We start from the raw sequence: 24352 nt of genomic DNA on the forward strand, positions 1-24352 counted from the left end.
AACTCTGGATAAAGCGCAAGGGACGGAAGCGCACAGCGTCTGAAGTTCGGCTTACCCCGCCCGGGACGGCTGTGCCGATCATCAGCAGCGCCGGCCGTGCTCAGCCATCGCGTGCTCGGCCGCTTTCCAGGCAAGCAGCATGGCGCCATGGCGGGCCGGATATTCACGTGCGGCGGCAATGAGGTCAAGACCCGGCCAGTCGGGGTGCGGACCGCCACCTGTCACCCATGCCTGCATCTCCTGCGCCGCAAGGCAGATCTCTTCCAGGGTCCGGCCGCGCGCTGCTTCGGCAAAGACAGCAGCGCTCGCCTGCCCGATCGCGCAGGCTTGCACACGAAGCCCCAGCCGCTCGACCCGATCATCGACGCCAGTGCCCATGCCAAGTTCCAACCTGCTGCCGCAGCTTGAAGATCGCGCCTCTCCGCGCAAAGGGAAGCTGGCTGCTGCACCGGCGCCGCCCTTCTCCTGGTCAGTCATGCTGAAACCGGCAAGTCGGACCGTGGCTGCCAGAACCTCAGGTGTGTAAAGCCGGTGGGCATTCATAGTTCTGTGCTCCTGTCCTGTGCGGGCGCATCGAGCAGCACGGCACGACCATTTCCGATCGCGTCGACCAGCGCCTTGCCGCCGGCATTGACAAAGGCATAGCTGCGAGCTTGCGTCATCCAGTCAGGCCGCCCTTCGACACCCCAGATGGTGTCGTAGACAAGCACGATGAGCGAAAATCCAAGAGTTACGATTATCAACCCCTTGATTATGCCGAAACCCAGACCGAGCAGCCGGTCGACAGGGCCCAGCACTGACGCCCGGCTGCGCGATCCGGCCCAGCGCGCGAACAGCGTGGTCACGCCATAAGGAATGATGGTCAGCAGCGCGAAAGCCAGCACTGCCGCGCTTGTCTGGCTGTCCATCTGCTCCAGCAAGGCTGCGGTGAGCGGCGTATGCAGATAGTAGATGGCCAGCACCACTGCGACCCATGCGCAAAGGGTGAGCACCTCGTGCACGAAACCGCGCATGATGCCGCCGATAGCGCTAAACCCTACCACGATCAGAACTGCCAGATCGAACCCCGTCATGGCCACATCCGCTATTGGTTGCCCATGATCCGGTCAACGAGATTTGGCAGTTGGCGCAGCGGATTGAAACGGATGCCGGGGATCTTGCCATCCTGCGCTGCGCCTTCTGCAGGGCCACTGGCTACCTTGAAGCCAAGTTTGGCTGCTTCGCGCAGACGCAGCGAAGCATGTGCCACTGGCCGGATCTCTCCGGCCAGCGACACTTCTCCGAACCAGACAGACTGCATCGGCAGCGCACGATCAGCAAGCGCAGAGACGAGCGCTGCTGCGACTGCCAGATCTGCAGCAGGATCCGTCAGCCGATAGCCGCCCGCCACGTTGAGATACACTTCGGCTGACGAGAAATTCAGCCCGCAGCGCGACTCCAGCACCGCCAGCAGCATGGCCAGCCGGCCGGAGTCCCATCCAACCACTGCGCGACGTGGCGTGGCTCCGCTGGCCAGCCGCACGATCAATGCCTGCAACTCCACCAACACGGGGCGCGTCCCCTCCAGCGCGGGGAAAACCGCGCTGCCGGCCACAGGTTCATCCCGCCCCGACAGGAACAGCATTGACGGGTTCGGCACCTCGGCAAGGCCGTGCCCCTCCATGGCGAACACACCGATCTCGTCAATGGCACCGAACCGGTTCTTCAGCCCACGCAGGACGCGATATTGATGCGAACGCTCGCCTTCGAAGCTCATCACCACATCGACCATGTGTTCAAGCACACGAGGCCCGGCAATGCTGCCATCCTTGGTGACATGACCGACCAGCACCATCGCCACGTCGTTCTCTTTGGCGTAGCGGATCAGTTCCATGGCGCAGCCGCGCACCTGACTGACCGTGCCGGGGGCACCTTCGATCTGGTCGGAATGCATGGTCTGGATGGAATCGATGACCAGCACGGCGGGCGGTTCCATACTGCCGAGCGTGGTAAGGATATTACGCACCGAAGTTGTTGCAGCAAGGCTGATCGGCGCATCGGCAAGACCGAGCCGTTCGGCACGCAGGCGGACCTGCCCCGCCGCTTCCTCGCCGCTGATATAGACAGCAGCGGCGCCTGACCGCGCGATGCTTGCAGCGGCCTGCAGCAGCAGCGTGGATTTGCCGATGCCGGGATCGCCGCCCATCAGGATCGCGCTGCCCGGAACCAGCCCGCCGCCCAGCGCCCGGTCGAATTCAGCCAGACCTGTCTTGCGCCGCACCGGCAGCGGAACAGGTGCATTGAGCGCAACAAAGTTTATCTTCTGGCCTCCGCCGGACAGGTCATGCCGGGCAGAGAATACCGTCTGCGGTACTTCTTCAGTCAGGGTGTTCCATTCCGCGCAATCGGCACACTGCCCCTGCCATCGTGGTGACGCGCTGCCGCACGCCTGACACACGTATTTACGCTTTATCTTTGCCATGCGCGCTACGTAAATGGAACAGGACGCGAACACAAGTGCACGGCCATGCAGCAACATGGCTCGGCACACCGTTTTACCCAGCCGTCGCCTGTGCCATTAACCGCTAAATGTTCTCCGCCTCGCGGAGATGGCCAGATCGAGCCTTACTTCGCCTTTGCACCCAGCGTGTCGCGAATGCGTTCGAAAAAGCCACGTGCGTCCGGGCACTCCGCACCGGTTTCGGTCTCCTGAAACTCCCGCAGCAGTTCCTTCTGCCGGGAGGACAGCTTGCGCGGTGTTTCCACGGTCAGTTCAACCACGAGATCGCCACGGCCACGCCCCTGCAGCACCGGCATGCCTTCACCGCGCTTGCGCAATTGCTCACCTGACTGAACGCCGGCTGGAATGGTGATGGCAATCCCCTCATCATCGAGGCCCGGCAGTCTGACTGAACCACCCAGCGCGGCTTGCGTGAAAGTAATCGGAACCCGCGTCAGCAGGGTAGTGCCTTGCCGCTCGAACACGGCATGGGGCGCGATGTGGATGAAGATGTAAAGATCACCCGGCGGGGAGCCATTGGGGCCAGCCTCACCTTTGCCAGCAAGCCGAATGCGCGTGCCGGTGTCCACGCCCGGCGGAACCTTGACGTCAAGCGTCTGCGGCTTGTCCACCCGTCCCTCGCCGCGGCAATGCTGACACGGGCTTTCCACGATTTCGCCCCTGCCATCGCAGGTCGGGCAGGCACGTTCCACCATGAAAAAGCCTTGCTGCGCGCGCACCTTGCCATAGCCTTCGCACATGGTGCAGCGCCGCTTGCCTGTGCCCGGCTGCGCTCCTGTCCCGTCACAAGGGTCGCAGTTCCTCGACACCTCGATAGTGATATCAGCGTCCCGCCCATGAAAGGCATCTTCAAGCGTGACTTCCATGTCGTAGCGCAGGTCTGCACCGCGGCGCGGCCGTGCGCCGCCTGCGCCGCGTCCGCCGCCGAACCCCTGTCCGAAGATCGTTTCGAAAATGTCACCGATGTCGGAAAACCCGGCCTGCGCATTACCATGACCCGCCTGCGCGAAGGCTGCATGGCCATAGCGGTCATACGCCGCCCGCTTTTGCGGATCCTTCAGACAATCATACGCGCGGCTCACGGCCTTGAAGCGCGCCTCGCTTTCCGCATCGCCGGGATTGCGATCGGGGTGGAACTTCATCGCCAGCCGGCGGTAGGAAGATTTGATCGTCTTGTCGTCCGCAGTGCGATCGACTTCGAGAAGCTCGTAAAAGTCGATTTCGGTTTCCATGGTCTGCTCTCCATCCGGTTACCCGCGGCAACCGTGCCCGCATGCTCTCGGAGCGCCTGCCTGCACGGCCGGCTCCGGTGTTATCAATGAAGCGGCCGGCAGTTCATCGGAACCGCCGGCCACCTTTCATATCAGGCCGTGCCAGCGCGACCATCCCGCGTCGGCGGAATGGTGCCCCTCACGCACCATGTGGTCCTATGCCTTGTTCTCGCTATCATCCACTTCCGAGAACTCTGCGTCGACGACCTCTTCATTGTCCGCAGCAGCACCTTCTGGCGCTCCTTCGGCGGCTGCAGCACCGTCGGCCTGCTGCTTTTCGTAGATCGCCTGACCCATCTGCATGGCTTTTTGAGCAAGCGCCTCGCTCTTGGCGTTGATTGCATCCACATCCTCGCCTTCCAGCGCGGTCTTGGCTTCGGCAACGGCTGCCTCGATCTCCGACTTCAGCGAAGCGCCGATCTTGTCACCGTTTTCCTGCAGCTGCTGCTCGGTCGAGTGCACCAGGCTGTCCGCCTGATTGCGCGCCTCGGCACGGGCACGACGCTGCTTGTCCTCCTCGGCGAACTTTTCCGCATCCTGCACCATCTGCTCGATGTCATTGTCGGACAATCCGCCCGATGCCTGAATGCGGATCTGCTGCTCCTTGCCGGTGCCCTTGTCCTTGGCCGACACATTAACAATGCCATTGGCGTCGATGTCGAACGTCACCTCGACCTGCGGCACGCCGCGTGGCGCCGGCGGGATGCCGACCAGATCGAACTGGCCCAGCATCTTGTTGTCGCTGGCCATCTCGCGCTCGCCCTGGAACACCCGGATCGTCACTGCCTGCTGATTGTCGTCGGCAGTCGAATAGACCTGGCTCTTCTTGGTCGGGATCGTGGTGTTGCGATCGATCATCTTGGTCATGATGCCGCCAAGCGTCTCGATGCCGAGCGAAAGCGGCGTCACGTCGAGCAGCAGGACATCCTTGACATCGCCCTGCAACACGCCGGCCTGGATCGCGGCGCCCATTGCGACCACCTCGTCGGGGTTGACGCCGGTGTGCGGTTCCTTGCCGAAGAAATCCTTCACCGCATCGCGCACCTTGGGCATGCGCGTCATGCCGCCGACCATGACGACTTCGTCGATCTCCTTGGCAGTCAGGCCGGCATCGGCAAGTGCCTTCTTCATCGGCTCCTTCGTGCGGGCGATGAGGCTGTCGACCATCTTTTCAAGATCCGCACGCGTGATCGTCTTGACCAGGTGCTTGGGGCCGTTCTGGTCCGCGGTGATGAACGGCAGGTTCACTTCGGTGCTCTGCGCCGAGGAAAGCTCGATCTTCGCCTTTTCGGCAGCTTCCTTCAGCCGCTGCAACGCCAGCTTGTCGTTGCGCAGGTCAATGCCTTCGTCCTTCTTGAACGCATCGGCCAGGAACTCGACAACGACATTGTCGAAATCCTCACCGCCCAGGAACGTGTCGCCATTGGTGGACTTCACCTCGAACACGCCGTCGCCGATCTCGAGGATCGACACGTCGAAAGTACCGCCGCCAAGGTCATAAACCGCGATCGTCTTGCCGTCTGCCTTCTCAAGCCCGTAGGCAAGCGCGGCCGCCGTCGGCTCGTTGATGATACGCAGCACTTCCAGTCCGGCGATCTGTCCCGCGTCCTTGGTTGCCTGGCGCTGTGCGTCATTGAAATAGGCAGGCACGGTGATGACGGCTTGTGTGACCGTCTCACCAAGATAGCTTTCGGCGGTTTCCTTCATCTTCTGGAGGATGAACGCGCTGATCTCGGACGGGCTGTAATCCTTGCTGCCCGCCTGCACCCAGGCATCGCCGTTCTTGCCTTTGACGATGGAATAAGGAACCAGTTCGGTGTCCTTCTTGGTTACCGGATCATCGAAGCGCCGGCCGATCAGGCGCTTGACTGCAAAGATGGTGTTGTCGCCATTCGTCACCGCCTGTCGCTTGGCCGGCTGACCAACGAGGCGCTCGCCATCCTTGGTGAATGCGACGATCGAAGGCGTGGTGCGCGCGCCTTCGGAATTTTCGATAACCTTTGGCTTGTCGCCATCCATCACTGCAACGCAGCTGTTGGTCGTGCCAAGATCGATACCGATAACTTTTGCCATAGTCGAAGTGTTCCCACCTATTGAAATTGGACACCGCGCCTTTGAGGCTCCCACAACAGGGCAAGCCCGCCACGCGGCTCTGTTGAAGGGCGATATAGGGCCGGATTTTAATGGAACAAGGGTTCTGAAAAGCCTACGGGCAGCATACCTGTTCCAGCCAAGGAGATCCCTGCCGATGCGCACTTCCTCATCATCGATCCGCCGGCCAATGTGGTCGCGCGCGCTGCTTCCCGCAGTATTGGCGCTCATCCTTGCCGGTTGCGGCGATGCAACAGAGGCGCCGGATGTAGACAACATGATCCCTGAAATCACTGAGCCCGATGTGCCGGAAGGCGTGCTCGTGACACAGGCTTTCGTGCGCATGCCTGCTGCCACCGGGCGGCCGGCGGTTGCCTATTTCAGTGTTGCCAACCAAGGCGACATGCCTCGCAACATCGTTGCCGTTGCCGTAGCAAACGCGGGACGCACCGAGCTGCACCAGACGACCCAGGCAAACGGCGTCAGTTCCATGCGGCCTGTCACGTCGGTATCGGTTCAGCCGGGACAATCGCTCGCGTTCCAGCCTGGCGGCTACCACGTCATGCTGTTCGACCTTGATCCTGCGATGCAGGCGCGTACCACCGCAGACCTGACGATCAGCTTCGATAATGGCGACAAGGCGTCGGTGGCAGCCCCTATAATAAAGCCCGGCGACCCTGAATACACCGAGGGAATGATGGGCAAGACGAGTTGACGGGCAAGATAGGGTGATGGGCAAGGTGAAGATAATCGTGTCGGGTATGGACGAACAGCACACCATTGGCGGGATTGCGCGCTGACACGAGTGGCCTCGCATGCCTGTCCGGCGGGACGCTCGCGAGGGCTGACCGACCGTGAGAAAGCGCTTGTCGCAGCAGTGTTTGGCCCTGCCCTGGACACCGCGCCTGTGCTGGTGAAGCGCCGGCGATGGTTCCCGCTGCAGCCGACCAACACCGTAATGGCGCCGACCGGCCACATCCATTTTGCGCCGCAGTCGCAACTTTATTGCGACGATTTCGGCTTTGCCTCACTGTGGCTGCAGGGCTTGTTCATCCATGAAATGACGCATGTATGGCAGTCGCAGCAGCGTGGCCGCTACTGGCTCCCGCTGATGCGGCACCCGTTCTGCCGCTATGATTACACGATAAAACCCGGCTTCAGACTGCCGCAATATGGCATCGAGCAACAGGCAGAGATCGTCCGGCACGTTTTCCTGCTGCGCAGCGGCCATGCACTGCCCGGCGCGCCACCGCTTGCGCAGCTGGAGAGCATACTGCCATTCTGATGCTGTGGTAATTCTCGGCATCGCGCGGCATGCGCATACGAAAAAGGCATCGCCATCAGGTGATGCCCTTTTCAGCAGTCAATGATCAATGATCAGAAATAACGGCGGTATCGATCATCGTCACGACAATCATCATCGAGGTAACGACCGTCGCGGTCGTAATATCCGTCGCATTCGTCGTTCTTGTCCTTGAAGTAGCCGGCAATTGCGCCCGCTGCCGCACCAGCGGCTGCATAGGTGACAAGATCCTCTCCGGTGATTGCGGCGACCCCTGCGCCAAGCGCTGCACCTACACCGGCGCCTTCGGCCGAGTAGTTTTCCGCACAACCGCCCAACGCCAGGGCAGCAGCGCCCATCATCGGCAAGACCATCAGCTTCGTCTTCATGGAATTTCTCCTCATTAAATCCCTGTCGATCGTCATATACCGACAGACTACCCGATGGTTCCGGCAACCCCGATGGCTCCGGCAAACGATAGCACCGCAAACAGCATCAGGGTTTTTTTGCAACGCCCACCATGGCAGGCCGCAAGAGGCGATCGCGGATCATGTAACCCGACTGCATCTCCTGCACCACGGTGCCCGGCTCTGCTTCATCGGTGGGAACCTCGATCATGGCCTGGTGCTGGTTGGGATCAAGCGGCAGACCGACAGCGGCAATCCTAGTGATGCCATGCTGGGTAAATACCTTCTCGAGTTCGCGCGCGGTCGCTTCGATCCCGGCGACAAGACCCTTCAGCCGATCATCGCTGCGCAGTTCCTTGGGAATGGCTTCGAGCCCGCGGTGCAGATTGTCGGACACCGACAGAATATCGCGGGCAAACCCGGTTGCGGCATAGCTGCGCACATCGGCGATGTCGCGCTCCATCCGGCGGCGCACGTTCTGCGTCTCGGCACGGGCATAGAGCACCTGCTGCTTGGCTTCCGCCAGTTCGGCCTCGACTTCGCCAAGCCTGTCGGCATCATCCCCGATATCAATCCCTTCATCGGGCAGATCGCTCGATCCGTCCTTGTATTGCGGCTCGATCATGTCATCGGGCACACCCTTAAGTTCATTCTCGACCGCGGTGTCGCGGCTATGCTCATCACTCATGAGGTTCTTTCCAGATTACTGTCTAATCGCTGACCCGGCCGGCACTGCGGTCAAGGCTCTGGCCCAGTGATTGTGCCGTAAAGTCCACCATGGGGACAAGGCGCGCGTAATTCAACCGTGTCGGCCCGATGACACCGACCACGCCGATCACCCGCCCCTCGCGGTCGCGGTAGGGCGATGCGATCACCGACGATCCCGATAGCGAGAACAGCTTGTTTTCCGCTCCGATGAAAATCTGCGCTGCCTGCGCCTGCCGGGCGTTGTCCAGCAATCGCGCCACCTGTTCGGATCTTTCTATATCGTCGATGAGCGACCGGACACGCTCCAGATCTTCCAGTGCGGCATCGTCAAGCAGCCTCGCCTGCCCGCGCACGATCAGGATCGGACGCCGCGCGGCATCCTGGCTCAAGGTGGCAATCCCCTGCTCTGCCAGCGTGTGTGCAGCAGCATCGAGCGCATCACGTCCATCGGCAAGCTCGCGCCGCATTGCTGCCGCTGCCTGGGCAAGGGTGCGCCCGGCCAGCCGCGCCGTGACATAGTTCGACACCTGCTCCAGCGTGGCGGCGCTGGTGCCGTCGGCAATCTCGATGAAGCGGTTCTCGACCATTCCATCCTGTCCGACCATGATGACAAGCGCGCGCCGGTCACCAAGCGGCACCAGCTTTATCTGCTGCAATTCAGGTTCGCGCGCCGGCATCATGACGACGCCGGCATGCGCCGAAAGACTGGCAAGCAGTTCGCTGGCACGGGACAGGGCATCCTCGAGCGGGCCAGGATTGGCAAGCTGCTGCTGAATTGCCAGACGTTCGGCAGCGGTCGGCTCTGACACCTGCATGATCCCGTCCACGAACAGGCGCAGCCCGTGCTGCGTCGGCATGCGTCCGGCGCTGGTATGCGGCGCCGACAGCAGCCCTGCCCGTTCAAGATCGGCAAGCACCGCACGGACCGAAGCGGACGACAAATTGAGCCCCTTTGATCCTGCAAGCACCTTTGAACCAACCGGCGCGCCGGTTTGGATGTAAGCTTCCACGGTCAGGCGGAAGATTTCACGCGCGCGAAGATTAAGTTCCGGAAAAGAGGCTGTCATCACAGCCGTAAACTAGGCGTAACATACCCCATGCTCAAGGGGAGGCAGCCTGCCTTGCGCGGCTTGTGCTTTCGCGCGTTCTTTCGCGCGCGCGCTGCTGGCCAATTCAGGCGCATTGTCTTATGTGCGGGCGCAGAAAAGATCGAGGAGACAGTGACCATGCGCCCATCCGGCCGCGCACCCGACGAAATGCGCGCCATCGCCATCGAGACAGGCTTCACCCGCCACGCGGAAGGCTCCTGCCTCATCAGTTTTGGCGATACGCGCGTTCTTTGCACCGCCAGTGTCGAGGAACGCCTGCCGCCATGGATGCGGGGCAAGGGCGAAGGCTGGGTCACGGCCGAATATTCCATGCTGCCCCGCGCGACTCACACCCGCGGCGGCAGGGAAGCGGCCAAGGGCAAGCAGTCGGGCCGCACGCAGGAAATCCAGCGCCTGATCGGCCGCTCCCTGCGCTCTGTAACCGATCTCAAGCTGTTGGGCGAACGGCAGATCACGCTCGATTGCGATGTCATCCAGGCCGACGGCGGCACGCGCACGGCGGCAATCTCCGGCGCCTGGGTCGCGCTACGCTTGGCTATCGGCGGGCTCATGGCATCAGGCGCGATCAAGCAGGATCCGCTCACCCGCAAGGTGGCGGCAGTAAGCTGCGGGATCTGCGACGAGCTCCCGGTGCTCGATCTCGACTATGCAGAGGATGCCAACGCCGACGCGGACGCCAATTTCGTGCTCATCGAAGGCGGCCATATCGCCGAGGTGCAGGCAACAGCAGAAGGCGCGACCTATGACGAGGAGGCGTTGCTGCGGCTGTTGCGTTTGGCGCGTACCGGCTGCGCGCAGATCTTTGCAGCACAAGACCGTGCGGTCGCATCGCGATGACCAGCGACACGCCACGCCTGTCGGCGGGCAAGCTCGTCATCGCGACGCACAATGCCGGCAAGCTGAAGGAGATCACCGCCCTGCTCGCCCCGTTCGGCATGGAGTGCCTGTCGGCGGGCGCGCTCGGCCTGCCGGAGCCGGCTGAAACCGGCACCACTTTCATCCAAAACGCGCTGATCAAGGCACATGCCGCTGCCGGCGCTGCACAAATGCCGGCGCTGGCCGATGACAGCGGCCTGAGCGTTGCAGCGCTCGATGGGCGGCCCGGGGTCTACACGGCCGACTGGGCCGAACGACAATGGTTCGAAGGCAAGGCAGGGCGCGACTGGTACATGGCCATGGGCAAGGTCGAAGGGATGCTGGCGGAACAGGGCCCCGACGTCTCGCGCGATGCGTTCTTCTCCTGCGTGCTTGCCATCGCCTGGCCAGATGGCCGCCAGGTGGTTTACGAAGGGCGCGTTGATGGCGCGCTTACATGGCCCCCGCACGGCACGCTGGGCTTTGGCTACGACCCGGTGTTCGTGCCAACAGGAAGCACGCAGACCTTTGCGCAGATCGATCCTGCGGCCAAGCACGCGATCAGCCACCGGGCCGACGCGTTTGCAAAGCTTTGTGCAGAACAGTTCGGCGCCTGAACTGCCCGATGAGCCTTGCCCTTTACATCCACTGGCCGTTCTGCCTGAAGAAGTGTCCCTATTGCGACTTCAACAGCCATGTCCGCAACGATGTGGACGAAGCGCGGTGGGCAGAGGCGCTGATCGCCGACATGCGGCACGAGGCGCAGCAGACCGGTCCGCGCGAGGTCACCTCTATCTTCTTTGGCGGCGGCACCCCGTCGCTGATGCCGCCGGCACTCGTCGCCCGGCTGATTGACACCGCAGCGCAGCTCTGGACGATGTCGCAAGAGGTGGAGATCACGCTGGAGGCAAACCCTTCCTCGGTCGAGGCGGCGCGTTTTGAGGATCTTGGCCGCGCCGGCGTGAACCGCGTGTCGCTAGGCGTGCAAAGCCTCGACGATGCGGCGTTAAACTTCCTTGGCCGGCTCCACGATGCTGATGAGGCATTGACTGCCTTGCAGATCGCACAGGCCAGTTTCCGGCAAGTCAGCTTCGACCTCATCTACGCCCTGCCCGGGCAGACGGCGCCGCAATGGCAGGCGCAATTGCGGGCGGCGCTGTCGCTGGGCACTGACCATCTGTCGCTTTATCAGTTGACCATCGAGCCCGGCACACGCTTTGCCACGGATGTGCGACGCGGCCGGTTCCAGATGCCGTCGGACGATCTTTGTGCGCAGCTGTTTACTCTCACCCGGGAGGAAACGCAGGCAGCAGGGCTTGCCGCCTACGAAGTCAGCAATCACGCCAGACCAGGCGCGCAAAGCCGCCATAACCTTACCTACTGGCGGTATGGCGACTACGCAGGCGTAGGTCCCGGCGCCCATGGTCGCCGCGGCGGCACAGCCACACGCCGGCACCGCAAACCGGAGAACTTCCTCACATCCGTACTGCGCCAGAACCACGGTATCTGCGAAACAGCTGCATTGGGGTTGCGCGAACAGGCGGCCGAAGCGTTGATGATGGGCTTGCGGCTGACAGAAGGCATCGATCTTGCGGCCCTGTCGCGCCGCTTCTGCCTGCCCGCGCACGCGCTTGTCGACTTGCGCAAGCTGCAACTGCATTGCGACCTGGGTTTCGTGCGGCATGAGGGCGATCTTGTGCAGGTGACGCAGACTGGCATGCTCCTGCTCGATGGAGTGCTAGCCGACATTGTTCAGGCCGACCTGCTGGCGGCATGAACGCGAGGTGACGCTTCTACACGACCTTCTGGCGCGCTGGCATGATCATCAGTTGCACGATCTGCGCCACTCGCCCCATACGGTCCGCGCCTACCAGGCCGCGGCAAGACGCCTGCTTGATCATCTGCCCGCCGGGACCGGGTGGACAGAGCTTGCCGCGTGCGATGCACAATTGCTGCGCGGTTTCATGGCACTGCGCCGTGCCGACGGGCTTTCCAACGCGTCGGCAGCTCGCGAATTGTCGGCGCTCAAGGCATTCATCGGGTTTGCCCGGCAACAGGCGGGGCTTGCCGGCACGGCCGCACCGCGCCTGCGAGGACCACGCGTCAAGAAAGGCATCCCGCGTGCGATTACGCCGGATGAGGCAGTGAACCTTGCCGAGATGGTAACCCGCGATGGCACGGCGGAATGGACTGGCGCGCGCGACCGGGCAGTGCTGCTGCTGCTTTATGGCGCGGGCTTGCGGATCGCAGAAGCGCTTTCGCTTGATTGCAGCGTCCTGCCGCTGCGCGAGACATTGCTGATTACCGGCAAGGGCGCAAAACAGCGCATCGTGCCGCTGCTTCCCGCAGTTGTACTCGCCATCGATGCCTATCTTGAACTGAGCCCCTGGCCCAAGGGAGCGGCCGACCCGCTGTTCAGGGGCGCGAAGGGCGGCCGCCTGGCGCAGGGTATCGTGCAAAAGGCAGTGGCGCGGGCACGCACGGTGCTGGGCCTGTCGCCATCTGCCACCCCGCACGCATTGCGGCACAGCTTTGCCACCCATCTGCTTGCCGCGGGCGCCGATCTGCGCAGCCTGCAGGAATTGCTTGGTCATGCCAGCCTGTCATCGACGCAAGTCTATACCAAGGTCGATGGTGCAACGCTGCTCGACGTGTATCGCGATGCGCATCCGCGTGAACGAGACCACTGAGACCGACGCGTCATTCCTCGTCGAAAATGCGCGGCTTCCAAGTCAGCACCCGATAGACGTAGAACCCGACCATCAGCACCACCAGAACGATGACAGTACCGCTCAGATAGTCCTCGAATTGCCTGAACCAGCCAGCCAGAAGTCCTGCGCCCGCGATCAGCGCTCCATTCCAGATTGCCGATCCGGCAAAGGTGTAGATGAGAAACTTCCACACATTCATGTGCGCAAGGCCAGCGGGCAACGAAACCATGGTGCGCATGAGAGGTGAAAACCGCAGGAAGAAGACGACCCACTGCCCCCATTTGCGAAAGAACCGGCTGGTGTTTTCAACCTGCCGCCAGTCGACGGTCAGCCAGCGGCCATGCCGGTCGACAAAGGGTTTCATTCTTTCATAGCCAAGCCGGTTACCGAGCAGATACCAAGCATAATTGCCCAGCGTCGTCCCGATCGTGCTCCAGAACAGCAGCGGCCAGAATGCCATGCGCCCCTCGGCAACAGCGAGCCCGCCTACCGCCATGATGATTTCGCTGGGCAGAGGCGGAAAGATGTTTTCCAGCGCCATCAACAGCGCGATACCGAAATAGCCACCGCCTTCGATAAGGTCGATGATCCAGCCCGTCATTGCCGGTCCAGCGTCACAGGCCAGACAGCTGTTGCCAGTTGCGCCATCATCGTGCTTGCAGACGCCGCTCGACCGCGTCCCAGATCATGCCGCTGGTATCCGTACCGTTGAACTTGTCGATGGCCACGATGCCGGTTGGCGAGGTGACGTTGATTTCAGTGAGCCATTTGCCGCCGATCACATCGATACCGACAAACAACAGACCGCGTTCCCTGAGTTGCGGACCCATCACGGCGCAAATCTCCTGCTCCTGCGCGCTTAATGTGGCCGCCTCTGCATAGCCGCCCTGCGCAAGGTTCGACCGAAACTCTCCCGCGCCCGGCTTGCGGTTGATGGCGCCTGCGACCTCCCCGTCCACCAGAACGATACGCTTGTCGCCTTGTGCTACATCATCGAGGAAGGGCTGCACCATATGCGGTTCCGGCCAGGTCTGATTGAACAACTCTACAAGTGCCGACAGATTGGCGCCATCCTCCCCGATACGAAAGACCGCCTTGCCGCCGTTACCGTGCAGGGGTTTGAGGACAATAGCGCCATGTTGCGCTGCAAAGCTGCGCACTTCCTCTATGCGGCGCGTCACCAGCGTGGGCGGCATGAACTGCGCAAAATCGAGAACATAGATCTTTTCGGGTGCATTGCGCACTGCGACAGGATCATTGATAACGAGAGTTTCTGCACAGATCCGCTCGAGCAGCCAGGTGCCGGTCAGATAGCCGATGTCGAACGGCGGATCCTGCCGCATCATCACGACATCGATATCGCTGCCAAGATCAACGCTGCGATACTCACCCAAGCTGTAGTGATCGTCTGGCTCTGCCCGCACTTCCACAGGCGCTGCATAAGCCGTGACGCGGCCATTGTGCCAGCTCAGCGTAGCGACATCGTAGTGAAGCAGCTCATATCCGCGTGCCTGCGCAGAAAGCATCAGTGCAAAGGACGAGTCGCCTGCAATGTTGATCGTGGGCATCGGGTCCATCTGAAACGCGATCTTGAGAGGTTGGGGCACTGTGCAGGACCTTTACGGCAATGGGCGGTTCCAGGATGGGATCGGTTCTCGACCCGGTGTGGCCTTAGAACTGGCCTACGTTTTCCAGATGGCGCGGCCGCTGTCCGGGTGCAAGCAGGATCACATCGATGCGGCAATCATCGCCTGCATTCATGAACCGGTGCATTTCCGCTTCCGCCGCGGCGGCAACGCGCCCCAGCCGTCGTGAATCGATCGCAAGATCAAGGTCGGCAACAGCTGCTCTCCACTTTACTTCCACGAAGGCCACCATGCCTGCACGCCGTGCCACGATGTCGATCTCGCCAGCCTTGTTGCGAACCCGCCGGGCAAGGATCTGCCAGCCGTCAGCCTCGAGATGCCGCGCAGCCGCGTCCTCGCCATGGCGTCCCTCGCGCTCGGAACGCTGGCGCCTCACGCTTCCTTCATCTTCAGCGCGCGTTCGTAAAGGGTCTTGCGATCAAGCCCGTGCAGCCGCGCCAGATACGCCGCTGCCTGACTGGCCTTCTTGTCCAAAAGCTGCTCACGCAACATGGCATCAATGTCGAGATCAGCTGTGGATGGAGCGGCGGGCGGGCCGACCAGCAGGACGATTTCTCCTCTGGGTGGGTGCGCGGTGTAGTGTTCTGCAAGCGCCTGCGCGGTGCCAACGCGGCATTCCTCGAATTTCTTGGTGAGTTCGCGCGCCACAGCGACATCGCGCGCGGGCCATGCGCCTGCCAGCGCCAGCAGCGAGGACACCAGCCGCGGTGCCGTTTCGTAAAATATCAGCGTTGCCCGCAGCCCTGCCAGTTCGGTCATAATATCGCTGCGGGCCTTGTCTTTTACCGGCATGAACCCTGCAAACAGGAACCGATCGGTAGGCAATCCCGATAACGTCAGCGCCATTATCGCAGCGCTTGGTCCCGGCAGAGCGGTGAGTGCAATGCCCTGCTGATGCGCGGCACGCACCAGCCGGTATCCGGGGTCCGAGACCAGCGGTGTGCCGGCATCCGACACCAGCGCAACCGCCTGGGTAGCCATGAGGCCGAGCAGACGATCACGCGAGACATCATCGGCATGATCGTCGTAGCGGATCATGCGCTTGTGCAGACCCATATGATGAAGCAGCCTGCCGGTGACGCGCGTATCCTCGCATGCGATCACATCGCATCTCGCCAACGCATCTGCGGCACGCTGCGTGATATCACCAAGATTGCCAATCGGTGTCGCCACGATATACAGACCCGGCTCAAGACTTGTATCCGGCAAAGGGGTGCTGGATGCTTGTTCATCGGGCGCGGGGTATTGGGTCGCTGGATCCGGCATTCCGGCGTGATGCACGTGAACATCGGGGAGTTGCAAGAGATGATCGCACAGCCTGTTCTGCCAGATTGCCACAAGCACCGATCGATGATCGCCTGCAAAACGGTTAACGGGCTGCGCCACGCGTTCGTCGCCATGGGCGCGCTGCTCCTTGCAGGCTGCGCAGGCGTGATCCCGCAGAGCAAGCCTGCACCGCCCGTGGCGCCGCCTCCTGTTGACGTCGGGCCTTCTGCAGAACGACTGCCGGATGCCGACGAGGACAGGCATCGCATCGCGTTGCTGGTGCCGCTTTCGGGCAGCAATGGCGCGGTTGGTCAGTCGCTTGCCAATGCCACCACGATGGCCCTGCTCGATACCAACACGTCGAACATCCGCATCACGACCTATGATACTGCCGACAGCCCTGCGGCTGCCGCCAGCCGGGCAATTGCCGATGGCAACCGGCTGATCCTGGGGCCGTTGCTGTCAGACGATGTCGATGATGTGGTGGGGATTGCACGACCGGCGCGGGTTCCGCTCGTGAGCTTTTCCAATGATACGCAAGCTGCCGGAGATGGCGTCTACATCATGGGTCAGGTGCCGAAGCAGTCGATTGCCCGCACGCTGGGCTATGCTGCATCGAAGGGCGTGACCAGCGTTGCCGGATTGATGCCGCAAGGAGAGTACGGCAAGCGTGCGGCATCGGCCTTGCTTGATACATCGCGCGATCTCGACGTGCGGGTCACAACGATCGAGACTTACGATCGCAGCGATGCCTCGATCGCGGCGGCAGCAGCCAGAGTGAGCGCGGATGGAACTACCGGTGCCGTATTGGTGGCCGACGCCACGCGCATGGCCGTGCGCGCGGCCCCCCTGCTCAAGGCACAGCAGAAAGACGTGCGCATCCTCGGCACCGAACTGTGGAGCGGGGAAGCCGATGTCGTCCGGAGCGCCGCGTTGCGTGGCGCATGGTTTTCCGCCCTTTCCGACCAGCGTTACCGCCAGTTTTCGCAAAGCTATCGCACGCGCTTCGGCAATGCGCCGTTTCGCATTGCGACCTTGGGTTACGATGCCGTCCTTCTGGCCATCAATCTTGCGCGTGACTGGGAATTCGGCGAGGCATTTCCAATCGCCGAACTGCATGATGAAAACGGGTTTGTGGGCCTTGACGGCGCATTCCGTTTCAATCGGCAGGGGCAGGTCGAACGCATGTTCGAAGTGCGCGAGGTGACTGCGACCGGCATACAGATCGTGTCCCCGGCACCTGAACGGTTCTGATCACATCGGCTGCAATGGGCTTGCGGGCTTTCGCCTGATCACGCTTGATTGCGCCGCATAAAGGCGCTTACCTCTACCCGATGGCCAATGACGATCTGTTCAAGAACCCCCTTCCTCCTTCCGAGGACGACTATGACGGCTCCGCGATCGAGGTACTGGAAGGGCTTGAACCTGTTCGCCGCCGCCCGGGCATGTACATCGGCGGCACCGACGAACGCGCGCTGCACCACCTCGCCGCCGAGGTCATCGACAACGCCATGGACGAAGCGGTGGCGGGCCATGCCACCCGCATCGAAGTCACGCTGGAGGAAGGCGATGGCGGCATCGGGCGCCTGACCGTCAGCGACAACGGGCGCGGCATTCCGGTTGACGAGCATCCCCGCTATCCCGGCCAGTCGGCGCTCGAGGTGATCCTCACCACGCTGCATTCGGGCGGCAAGTTTTCAGGCAAGGCCTATGCGACCAGCGGCGGCCTGCACGGGGTCGGCGTCTCGGTCGTCAATGCACTGTCGGTCAACACGAGGGTGGAGGTTGCCCGCAACCGCGAGTTGTTCGCACAGGAATTTTCGCGCGGGCTGCCGACCGGTCCGCTGGAGCGCGTCGGCGCTGCGCCCAACCGGCGCGGAACGACGGTGGCGTTCACGCCCGATCCGGACATATTCGGCAAGCAGAAGTTCAAGGCGTCGCGATTGTTCCGCCTTGCCCGTTCGAAGGCGTATCTGTTTGCCGGGGTGGAAATCCGCTGGAAATGCTCACCCGCGCTGGCAGGGGACGATATCCCGCAAGAAGCTGTGTTCCAGTTTCCAGGCGGGCTTGCCGACCATCTGAAGGAACAGATCGGCACTCGCGAATGCGTCACGGCCGAGTTCTTCGCGGGGTCGCAGGACTTTCCCGCAACGGATGGCGTGCAGCAGGGCCGCGTCGAATGGGCGATTGCATGGCCGCTTTATGGCGAAGGCGCTTACAGCTGGTACTGCAACACCATTCCGACGCCCGATGGTGGCACCCATGAACAGGGATTGCGGGCTGCGCTGACCAAATCGCTGCGTGCCTTTGCCGAGCTGACAGGTGCGAAGAAGGCGCGGGACATGACGCCTGACGATGTCACCAACGGCAGCGAAATCATGCTGTCGCTGTTCATCCGCGATCCGCAGTTCCAGTCGCAGACGAAGGACCGGCTCACCTCCGCCGACGCGGCCCGGCTGGTGGAAAATGCCGTGCGCGACCATTTCGACCATTTCCTAACCGACAACATGGAACGCGGCAAGGCCCTGCTCGGCTATGTGCTCGAACGCATGGACGAACGGCTGCGCCGCAAGCAGGAGCGGGAAATAAAGCGCAAGAGCGCAACCAACGCACGCAAGCTGCGCCTGCCTGGCAAGCTCACCGACTGTTCGGGCGAAGGCAGCGGCGATACCGAACTGTTCATCGTCGAAGGCGATTCGGCCGGCGGCAGTGCCAAGCAGGCGCGCGACCGCAAGACGCAGGCGATCCTGCCGATCCGCGGCAAGATCCTGAACGTGGCCAGCGCCAGTGCCGACAAGATCCGCGGCAATCAGGAAATTGCTGACCTGCTGCTGGCGATGGGGTGCGGCAGCCGGCAGGACTGCAACCCTGACAATCTGCGTTACGACCGCATCATCATCATGACCGACGCCGACGTGGATGGCGCGCATATCGCGACCTTGCTGATGACGTTTTTCTTTCAGGAGATGCCCGAAATCGTGCGCGGCGGGCATTTGTTCCTGGCGCAGCCGCCGCTTTACCGGCTCACTGCGGGTAAGGAGAGCCGCTATGCTCGTGATGATGCCCATCGGGCAGAGCTCGAGCGCAGTGTCTTCAAAGGCAAGAAAGTCGATGTCGGCAGGTTCAAGGGGCTTGGCGAGATGAACCCGCAGCAATTGCGCGAAACCACGATGAGCCCTGCCAGCCGCAGCCTCATTCGCATTACCTTGCCACCTGAATATGAGCAGCGCGCCGCGGTCAAGGAGCTGGTCGATCAGCTGATGGGCCGCAACCCCGAACACCGCTTCAACTTCATTCAGAACCGCGCTGGCGAGATCGACCGCGACATGATCGATGCGTAGCAGGGCGGCACAAGTTGCAGCACCGCATTGCCTTGAACCAGTGCATCGGTATAGTTGCCGACAAAGTTTACCCGTGGCATTTTACCCGTAGCAAGGGCACGTTAGCTATGCGCATTACCAGTTTTACACGCATGATGGTCATGGGACTCGCCATGCTGGCCGCAGCATGCAGCGGCAACATTCCTCCGCTGGCAGAAGATGGTTATGACGCACCCGAATATCGGCTGGCCTCAGGCGACCGGCTGAACATCACGGTGTTTGGCGAAGACGCATTGAGCAAGGAATATCTCGTCACGGCTGCAGGTGCAGTGTCCTTTCCGCTGATCGGCGATTTGCCTGCGGTGGGCAAGACCAGCGCGCAACTGCAGAACGACATCACAGCGGGGCTCAGTCAGGGTTATCTCAACGACCCGCGTGTAAACGTCGAAATTCTGAATTTCCGGCCGTTCTTCATTCTTGGCGAGGTGAACAATTCCGGAGAATATCCTTACAGCAGCAATTTGACCGTGATGCAGGCGGTCGCGCTGGCAAAAGGCTTTACGTACCGAGCTGAAAAGGACCGGGTGTTCATCAGAAGAGCCGGCACCGATGAAGAGCGCACCTACAAGCTTAACTCGGGTCGGCCGGTATATGTTGCGCCGGGCGATACAATTCGGGTCGGCGAACGCTACTTCTGATCGTTTGTGCATGTGCCTGCGCGAAATGCAGGCACTGGCCGCGCGGTGCAGAATGGGCCTGGTACTCTGCGACAGCTTCCCTTCCGGCAGCGTGGAAGATGCGACACCAGCGTGCTGTCAGTCGAAGACAGGGGCCGGATGTAAAAGGTGAGTTGACCTTAGGGAAGACTAAGCTGATGCGGGGTTGTCGAAGCCTTTGCCAGTCTTCCGACCAAAGAAAGAAGCGCAAACCTGCTCATGTTATTCATGTAACAAACACGGGATGCACGCCTGCCAGTCACATTGAAAAGCCCGGCGCGAAACCCAATTGGCCTGCACCGGGCTTTGTCAGATGTCAGGCGGCGGCTTCCTTGCCTTTATGAACCTTGATCGGCTCCTTGAGCCCTTCGACCACGTCCTTGTCGACCACCACCTTGCTCACACCCTCAAGCGTTGGCAAGTCGAACATCGTGTCGAGGAGAATAGCCTCAACGATCGAACGCAGCCCGCGGGCTCCTGTCTTGCGCTTGATGCCCTTGTTGGCGATGGCGACAAGAGCATCGTCAGTAAAGGCAAGCTCCACTTCCTCGAGTTCGAACAGCTTCTGGTACTGCTTTACCAAAGCGTTCTTCGGCTCTTGCAAGATGCGCACCAGCGCAGTTTCGTCAAGATCTTCAAGCGTTGCGATTACTGGCAGTCGGCCAACGAATTCGGGGATCAATCCGAACTTCAGCAGATCTTCAGGCTCCGCCTTGCTCAGCAACTCGCCGACCTGCTTTTTTTCCGGATTGGCGACATGCGCGCCGAACCCGATTGAACGCTTGGCCATGCGATCAGAGATCAGCTTCTCAAGCCCTGCAAAGGCTCCGCCGCAGATGAACAGAATGTTGGTGGTGTCCACCTGCAGGAACTCCTGCTGCGGGTGCTTGCGGCCGCCTTGTGGCGGGACCGAAGCGGTGGTGCCCTCCATCAGCTTGAGCAGTGCCTGCTGCACGCCCTCGCCCGACACATCGCGTGTGATCGAAGGATTTTCGGCCTTGCGGGTGATCTTGTCGATTTCATCGATGTAGACAATGCCGTGCTGGGCCTTTTCCACATTGTAGTCACTGGCCTGCAACAGCTTGAGGATGATGTTCTCCACATCCTCGCCAACATAACCTGCCTCGGTCAGAGTTGTCGCATCCGCCATCGTGAACGGCACGTCAAAAGTGCGGGCGAGCGTCTGCGCCAGCAAGGTCTTGCCCGACCCTGTCGGACCCACCAGCAGGATGTTCGACTTGGCAAGTTCCACATCGTCGGTCTTGCCGGAGTATTTCAGCCGCTTGTAATGGTTGTGTACCGCAACCGCGAGAACCCGCTTGGCGCGGTCCTGGCCAATCACATAATCGTTGAGCGTGGTGAAGATTTCAACAGGCGTCGGAACGCCGCCGTCCTTCTTGCCCACCATACCCGCTTTGGTTTCCTCGCGGATGATGTCGTTGCACAATTCCACGCATTCATCGCAGATGAACACCGTAGGTCCTGCGATCAGCTTGCGCACCTCATGCTGCGATTTACCGCAAAAACTGCAGTAAAGCGTGCTCTTGGTGTCGGATCCGCTCACTTTGGTCATAATCTTTCCTGATTCAGCCGCCCTGGAGCGGGGCCTGTTCCATCCGGATCGGAACATGCCGAATCCGAACAGGATCGGGGAAACTTACCCGCTCGAACATGATAATCAACCATGCGCGTCCCTCAACGCCAAGCGCGTGCCCTGTTGAAACATTGCTCGATGCAGCACCACAGCATAAACGTACGTCTTTGCGTTTAACTCGGCGTCGCATTCTCGGCATCGGCGCGGGATACAAACACCTGATCGACGATGCCGAATTCCTTCGCTTCATCGGCCTCGAGAAAGGTGTCGCGATCCATCCTTCTCTCGATCTCGTCCAGCGGCTGACCGGTGTACTGCGCATAGAGGTCATTCATCCGCCGCCTGATCCGCAGGATCTCACGCGCCTGGATCTCGATGTCGGATGCCATGCCGCGCGCTCCACCCGATGGCTGGTGGACCATGATGCGCGCGTTGGGGAGCGCTATACGCATTCCCGGTTCACCCGACGCCAGCAGGAAGCTTCCCATTGATGCCGCCTGACCAATGCAGACCGTGCTCACGCGCGGTTTCACATATTGCATGGTGTCGTGGATCGCCATCCCGGCAGTAACCACCCCGCCGGGCGAGTTGATGTACATGGAGATATCCTTGGAGGAATCTTCCGATTCGAGGAACAACAGCTGCGCCACGATCAGCGACGCCATGCCGTCTTCGACCTGCCCTGTGACAAACACGATCCGTTCACGCAGCAGCCGGGAAAAAATATCGAAGCTGCGCTCGCCCCTGCTCGTCTGCTCCACAACTACAGGAACCAACCCGCCTGTCAGCGGATCGATCTGCATGCTTGCCTGTCCGTTTGCCATGTATTCCTCTGGTAATCCTTGGTGCCGCCTATGTCGCGATCATTGCCTCTATCTTCAAGACCATTAACACGCTCGTAAAACTGCGACTGGCAGCGGCAACAAAGCTGCGGTCAGAAGGAAAATTTCCGGCACAGCACAGCCGGCAGGCTGCACCCGGCACGTGGCCAGACCGCTGCCCATCCGGCTATGGCCTGCCGCCAATCACCCTATTCGGCAGTCTTCTTGGCAGCAGGCTTCTTGGTCGCGGCCTTCTTCTTGACCGGCGCGGCTTCGGCATCCTTGTCATCGCTCTCGGGCTTGGCGTTGCTGGCTGGCGTGTCGCCCTCGCCAGCAGGCTTGGCGGCTGACTTTTTAGCGCCGCCTTTCTGGGCAGCCGCGGGCTTCTTTGCCTTGGCATCGCTGTCTGATGCGTCTGCCTGCTCCTCGCCGGCAGGTGCATCCTTGCTGGCGTCGGCTTCATCTGCCTCAATCGCTGCCTGCAGTTCGTCGCGCGTGACTTCCCGTTCGGTAACTTCGGCCTTGTCAAACAGGAAATCGACTACCTTGTCCTCGTAGAGCGGTGCTCGCAACTGCGCTGCCGCCATCGGATCCTGCCGGACATATTGCACAAAGCGGTCACGATCTTCAGGGCGGTACTGCTGGGCCGCCTGCTGGATCAGCATGGACATTTCCTGTCCGCTGACCTCAACACCATTTGCCTGGCCGATTTCCGACAGCAGCAAACCAAGACGCACGCGTCGCTGCGCGATCCGACGGTAATCCTCACGCTCTGCGGCCAGCTCATCGAGGGCAGCCTGCGGGTCTTCCTCACGATTGGCTTCCTGCTCCAGCTGACTCCAGATCTGCTGGAACTCTGCCTCCACCATCGCCGGAGGAACCTCAAAATCATGTCCGGCTGCAAGCTGATCCAGCAAGGCGCGCTTCATCTGCGTACGGGTCATGCCGTCGGTTTCCTGCTGCAACTGCCCGCGCAGCAGTTCCTTCAGCTTATCAAGCCCTTCCAGCCCCAGCGACTTTGCAAAGTCATCATCGACCCTGGTCTGCGAAGGCACCTTCACTTCCTTGACGGTCACGTCGAAGGTCGCTTCCTGGCCCTTCAGATTTTCAGCCGGATATTCATCGGGGAACTTGACCGTGATGGTCTTTTCCTCACCTGCCACCACGTCCAGAAGCTGCTCTTCAAAGCCTGGAATGAAGCGTCCTGCACCCAGCTCAAGCGCCTGATCCTCGCCGGCGCCGCCTTCGAACGGCTCACCGTCAAGCTTGCCCACAAAGTCGATGATCAGCTGATCGCCGTCTTCGGCCTTCTTTGCTTCGGCTGCCGGCTCAAAGCTCTTCTGCTGAGTGGCGATCCGCTCCAGCGCTTCGTCCATCTGGGCATCCCCTACAGGAACCACGAGCTTTTCCAGCTTCAGCCCGTCGAGCGATGGCACCTCGACCTTGGGCAGCACTTCAAGCTCGATCCCGACCTCGGCATCCTTGCCCTGTTCATAGCCGTCGCCGAGCGCGACCGTCGGCTGCATCGCGGGGCGCAGCTTGTGCTCTGCGACAACCTTGTCGACGCTTTCACGCACGACGTTGTTCAGCGCGTCGGCGTGCAGCGCCTCGCCATGCATCTTCCTGACCAGATTGGCCGGCACCTTGCCGGGGCGGAAACCAGGCATTTTCACCTGCGGCGCGATGCGCTTTACTTCGGCCGCGACACGCGATTCGATCTCGCTGGCGGGAATTGTCACGTTGTAAGCGCGGGCAAGGCCTTCGTTCTTGGTTTCGGCAATCTGCATGGATGTCTCTTTCGAACAGGATCGTAAAAGCCGCAAGGATCAGCAATGGCATGCCAGCGCCTGAGGCTGGTGCGGGCGAAGGGACTCGAACCCCCACATCTTGCGATACCAGAACCTAAATCTGGCGCGTCTACCAGTTCCGCCACGCCCGCGACATACCTTATCCCTGCGGCAGGAAATCGGCAGTGCGCGTGTATCCAAGCTCCTGCCGAAGCGCAAGCTTGATGGCAGGGCTCATGGAACGTACCGCCCAAGCAGTGCGTTTCAA

Annotated in this window: 24 protein-coding genes and 1 tRNA gene; 9 read left to right on the forward strand and 16 right to left on the reverse strand. The window is 61.3% G+C overall.

The window, feature by feature from the left end; translation table 11 throughout:
• Nucleotides 1-81 precede the first annotated feature (81 nt).
• The 5 genes from RM533_RS04990 to dnaK form a co-directional block, all read right to left on the reverse strand.
• Nucleotides 82-477 (reverse strand): iron-sulfur cluster assembly scaffold protein, encoded by a 396-nt coding sequence (locus RM533_RS04990; protein WP_311340088.1) that lies wholly within the window; start codon nt 475-477, stop codon nt 82-84.
• A 62-nt stretch (nt 478-539) separates the two neighbouring features.
• Nucleotides 540-1073, reverse strand: a complete 534-nt coding sequence (locus RM533_RS04995) for a CvpA family protein (RefSeq protein WP_311340089.1) — start codon at nt 1071-1073, stop codon at nt 540-542.
• An 11-nt stretch (nt 1074-1084) separates the two neighbouring features.
• Entirely contained in the window at nt 1085-2461 is a 1377-nt protein-coding gene (radA, locus tag RM533_RS05000) for a DNA repair protein RadA (RefSeq protein ID WP_311340090.1), read from the reverse strand.
• 143 nt (nt 2462-2604) lie between these two features.
• The gene (gene dnaJ, locus RM533_RS05005) at nt 2605-3732 is read right to left on the reverse strand and encodes a molecular chaperone DnaJ (RefSeq protein WP_311340091.1); all 1128 of its coding nucleotides are present in this window, start codon (nt 3730-3732) and stop codon (nt 2605-2607) included.
• A gap of 195 nt (nt 3733-3927) precedes the next feature.
• Nucleotides 3928-5844, reverse strand: coding sequence for a molecular chaperone DnaK (gene dnaK / locus RM533_RS05010; protein ID WP_311340092.1), 1917 nt, complete (start codon nt 5842-5844; stop codon nt 3928-3930).
• 175 nt (nt 5845-6019) lie between these two features.
• Here dnaK and RM533_RS05015 point away from each other — a divergent pair, with 175 nt between their 5' ends.
• The gene (locus tag RM533_RS05015) at nt 6020-6577 is read left to right on the forward strand and encodes a copper chaperone PCu(A)C (RefSeq protein WP_311340093.1); all 558 of its coding nucleotides are present in this window, start codon (nt 6020-6022) and stop codon (nt 6575-6577) included.
• A gap of 90 nt (nt 6578-6667) precedes the next feature.
• A complete protein-coding gene (locus RM533_RS05020; protein ID WP_311340094.1) occupies nt 6668-7147 on the forward strand; it encodes a vgr related protein in 480 nt (159 codons plus the stop codon).
• A 92-nt stretch (nt 7148-7239) separates the two neighbouring features.
• Here RM533_RS05020 and RM533_RS05025 read toward each other — a convergent pair whose 3' ends face one another.
• The 3 genes from RM533_RS05025 to hrcA all read right to left on the reverse strand — a co-directional run bounded on the left by RM533_RS05025 (nt 7240) and on the right by hrcA (nt 9326).
• Nucleotides 7240-7533, reverse strand: coding sequence for a YMGG-like glycine zipper-containing protein (locus RM533_RS05025; RefSeq protein WP_311340095.1), 294 nt, complete (start codon nt 7531-7533; stop codon nt 7240-7242).
• Nucleotides 7534-7639: 106 nt separating this feature from the next.
• Nucleotides 7640-8239 carry a nucleotide exchange factor GrpE gene (locus RM533_RS05030; protein WP_311340096.1) on the reverse strand — a complete coding sequence of 200 codons (600 nt, stop codon included), beginning with the start codon at nt 8237-8239 and terminating at the stop codon, nt 7640-7642.
• Nucleotides 8240-8261: 22 nt separating this feature from the next.
• Nucleotides 8262-9326, reverse strand: coding sequence for a heat-inducible transcriptional repressor HrcA (hrcA, locus tag RM533_RS05035; protein WP_311340097.1), 1065 nt, complete (start codon nt 9324-9326; stop codon nt 8262-8264).
• A 159-nt stretch (nt 9327-9485) separates the two neighbouring features.
• On the opposite strand from hrcA, the gene rph reads away from it, so the two are divergent.
• The 4 genes from rph to RM533_RS05055 are packed head-to-tail and all read left to right on the forward strand — an operon-like array spanning nt 9486 to nt 12913.
• On the forward strand, nt 9486-10205 hold the full coding sequence (rph, locus tag RM533_RS05040) for a ribonuclease PH (protein ID WP_311340098.1): 720 nt from the start codon (nt 9486-9488) through the stop codon (nt 10203-10205).
• Nucleotides 10202-10840, forward strand: coding sequence for an RdgB/HAM1 family non-canonical purine NTP pyrophosphatase (gene rdgB / locus RM533_RS05045; protein WP_311340099.1), 639 nt, complete (start codon nt 10202-10204; stop codon nt 10838-10840). The genes rph and rdgB overlap by 4 nt, the downstream gene beginning before the upstream one ends.
• An 8-nt stretch (nt 10841-10848) precedes the next feature.
• The gene (hemW, locus tag RM533_RS05050) at nt 10849-12000 is read left to right on the forward strand and encodes a radical SAM family heme chaperone HemW (protein ID WP_311340100.1); all 1152 of its coding nucleotides are present in this window, start codon (nt 10849-10851) and stop codon (nt 11998-12000) included.
• Nucleotides 12001-12007: 7 nt separating this feature from the next.
• Complete coding sequence (locus RM533_RS05055) at nt 12008-12913, forward strand: tyrosine recombinase XerC (protein ID WP_311340101.1); 906 nt, start codon at nt 12008-12010, stop codon at nt 12911-12913.
• 10 nt (nt 12914-12923) lie between these two features.
• Here RM533_RS05055 and RM533_RS05060 read toward each other — a convergent pair whose 3' ends face one another.
• The 4 genes from RM533_RS05060 to rsmI form a co-directional block, all read right to left on the reverse strand.
• A complete protein-coding gene (locus RM533_RS05060; protein WP_311340102.1) occupies nt 12924-13535 on the reverse strand; it encodes a DedA family protein in 612 nt (203 codons plus the stop codon).
• A 46-nt stretch (nt 13536-13581) separates the two neighbouring features.
• Entirely contained in the window at nt 13582-14541 is a 960-nt protein-coding gene (gene gshB, locus RM533_RS05065) for a glutathione synthase (RefSeq protein WP_311340103.1), read from the reverse strand.
• Between the two features lie 64 nt (nt 14542-14605).
• Nucleotides 14606-14956, reverse strand: coding sequence for a YraN family protein (locus RM533_RS05070; protein ID WP_311340104.1), 351 nt, complete (start codon nt 14954-14956; stop codon nt 14606-14608).
• Nucleotides 14953-15846 (reverse strand): 16S rRNA (cytidine(1402)-2'-O)-methyltransferase, encoded by an 894-nt coding sequence (rsmI, locus tag RM533_RS05075; protein ID WP_311340105.1) that lies wholly within the window; start codon nt 15844-15846, stop codon nt 14953-14955. The genes RM533_RS05070 and rsmI overlap by 4 nt, the downstream gene beginning before the upstream one ends.
• 84 nt (nt 15847-15930) lie before the next feature.
• On the opposite strand from rsmI, the gene RM533_RS05080 reads away from it, so the two are divergent.
• The 3 genes from RM533_RS05080 to RM533_RS05090 all read left to right on the forward strand — a co-directional run bounded on the left by RM533_RS05080 (nt 15931) and on the right by RM533_RS05090 (nt 19864).
• On the forward strand, nt 15931-17100 hold the full coding sequence (locus tag RM533_RS05080; RefSeq protein ID WP_311340106.1) for a penicillin-binding protein activator: 1170 nt from the start codon (nt 15931-15933) through the stop codon (nt 17098-17100).
• An 80-nt stretch (nt 17101-17180) separates the two neighbouring features.
• Nucleotides 17181-19187: a DNA topoisomerase IV subunit B gene (gene parE / locus RM533_RS05085; protein ID WP_311340179.1), complete on the forward strand. Its 2007-nt coding sequence runs from the start codon at nt 17181-17183 to the stop codon at nt 19185-19187.
• A gap of 107 nt (nt 19188-19294) precedes the next feature.
• Nucleotides 19295-19864, forward strand: a complete 570-nt coding sequence (locus RM533_RS05090; protein WP_311340107.1) for a polysaccharide biosynthesis/export family protein — start codon at nt 19295-19297, stop codon at nt 19862-19864.
• A 334-nt stretch (nt 19865-20198) separates the two neighbouring features.
• Here the strand turns inward: RM533_RS05090 and clpX are convergent, their stop codons facing one another.
• The 4 genes from clpX to RM533_RS05110 form a co-directional block, all read right to left on the reverse strand.
• Nucleotides 20199-21455, reverse strand: coding sequence for an ATP-dependent Clp protease ATP-binding subunit ClpX (gene clpX, locus RM533_RS05095; protein ID WP_311340108.1), 1257 nt, complete (start codon nt 21453-21455; stop codon nt 20199-20201).
• 194 nt (nt 21456-21649) lie between these two features.
• The gene (gene clpP / locus RM533_RS05100) at nt 21650-22300 is read right to left on the reverse strand and encodes an ATP-dependent Clp endopeptidase proteolytic subunit ClpP (RefSeq protein WP_311340109.1); all 651 of its coding nucleotides are present in this window, start codon (nt 22298-22300) and stop codon (nt 21650-21652) included.
• A gap of 206 nt (nt 22301-22506) precedes the next feature.
• On the reverse strand, nt 22507-24084 hold the full coding sequence (gene tig, locus RM533_RS05105) for a trigger factor (protein WP_311340110.1): 1578 nt from the start codon (nt 24082-24084) through the stop codon (nt 22507-22509).
• 67 nt (nt 24085-24151) lie between these two features.
• Nucleotides 24152-24236: transfer RNA gene (locus RM533_RS05110), tRNA-Leu, on the reverse strand.
• Nucleotides 24237-24352 lie beyond the last annotated feature (116 nt).

The organism is Croceicoccus esteveae (assembly GCF_031846435.1).
Lineage (GTDB): Bacteria > Pseudomonadota > Alphaproteobacteria > Sphingomonadales > Sphingomonadaceae > Croceicoccus > Croceicoccus esteveae.

Coding starts and splice junctions, on each gene's coding strand:
- RM533_RS04990 (WP_311340088.1), bottom strand. CDS start 477: ATGACTGACCAGGAGAAGGGCGGCGCCGGTGCAGCAGCCAGCTTCCCT.
- RM533_RS04995 (WP_311340089.1), bottom strand. CDS start 1,073: ATGACGGGGTTCGATCTGGCAGTTCTGATCGTGGTAGGGTTTAGCGCT.
- radA (WP_311340090.1), bottom strand. CDS start 2,461: ATGGCAAAGATAAAGCGTAAATACGTGTGTCAGGCGTGCGGCAGCGCG.
- dnaJ (WP_311340091.1), bottom strand. CDS start 3,732: ATGGAAACCGAAATCGACTTTTACGAGCTTCTCGAAGTCGATCGCACT.
- dnaK (WP_311340092.1), bottom strand. CDS start 5,844: ATGGCAAAAGTTATCGGTATCGATCTTGGCACGACCAACAGCTGCGTT.
- RM533_RS05015 (WP_311340093.1), top strand. CDS start 6,020: ATGCGCACTTCCTCATCATCGATCCGCCGGCCAATGTGGTCGCGCGCG.
- RM533_RS05025 (WP_311340095.1), bottom strand. CDS start 7,533: ATGAAGACGAAGCTGATGGTCTTGCCGATGATGGGCGCTGCTGCCCTG.
- RM533_RS05030 (WP_311340096.1), bottom strand. CDS start 8,239: ATGAGTGATGAGCATAGCCGCGACACCGCGGTCGAGAATGAACTTAAG.
- hrcA (WP_311340097.1), bottom strand. CDS start 9,326: ATGACAGCCTCTTTTCCGGAACTTAATCTTCGCGCGCGTGAAATCTTC.
- rph (WP_311340098.1), top strand. CDS start 9,486: ATGCGCCCATCCGGCCGCGCACCCGACGAAATGCGCGCCATCGCCATC.
- rdgB (WP_311340099.1), top strand. CDS start 10,202: ATGACCAGCGACACGCCACGCCTGTCGGCGGGCAAGCTCGTCATCGCG.
- hemW (WP_311340100.1), top strand. CDS start 10,849: ATGAGCCTTGCCCTTTACATCCACTGGCCGTTCTGCCTGAAGAAGTGT.
- RM533_RS05060 (WP_311340102.1), bottom strand. CDS start 13,535: ATGACGGGCTGGATCATCGACCTTATCGAAGGCGGTGGCTATTTCGGT.
- rsmI (WP_311340105.1), bottom strand. CDS start 15,846: ATGCCGGATCCAGCGACCCAATACCCCGCGCCCGATGAACAAGCATCC.
- RM533_RS05080 (WP_311340106.1), top strand. CDS start 15,931: ATGATCGCCTGCAAAACGGTTAACGGGCTGCGCCACGCGTTCGTCGCC.
- parE (WP_311340179.1), top strand. CDS start 17,181: ATGGCCAATGACGATCTGTTCAAGAACCCCCTTCCTCCTTCCGAGGAC.
- RM533_RS05090 (WP_311340107.1), top strand. CDS start 19,295: ATGCGCATTACCAGTTTTACACGCATGATGGTCATGGGACTCGCCATG.
- clpX (WP_311340108.1), bottom strand. CDS start 21,455: ATGACCAAAGTGAGCGGATCCGACACCAAGAGCACGCTTTACTGCAGT.
- clpP (WP_311340109.1), bottom strand. CDS start 22,300: ATGGCAAACGGACAGGCAAGCATGCAGATCGATCCGCTGACAGGCGGG.
- tig (WP_311340110.1), bottom strand. CDS start 24,084: ATGCAGATTGCCGAAACCAAGAACGAAGGCCTTGCCCGCGCTTACAAC.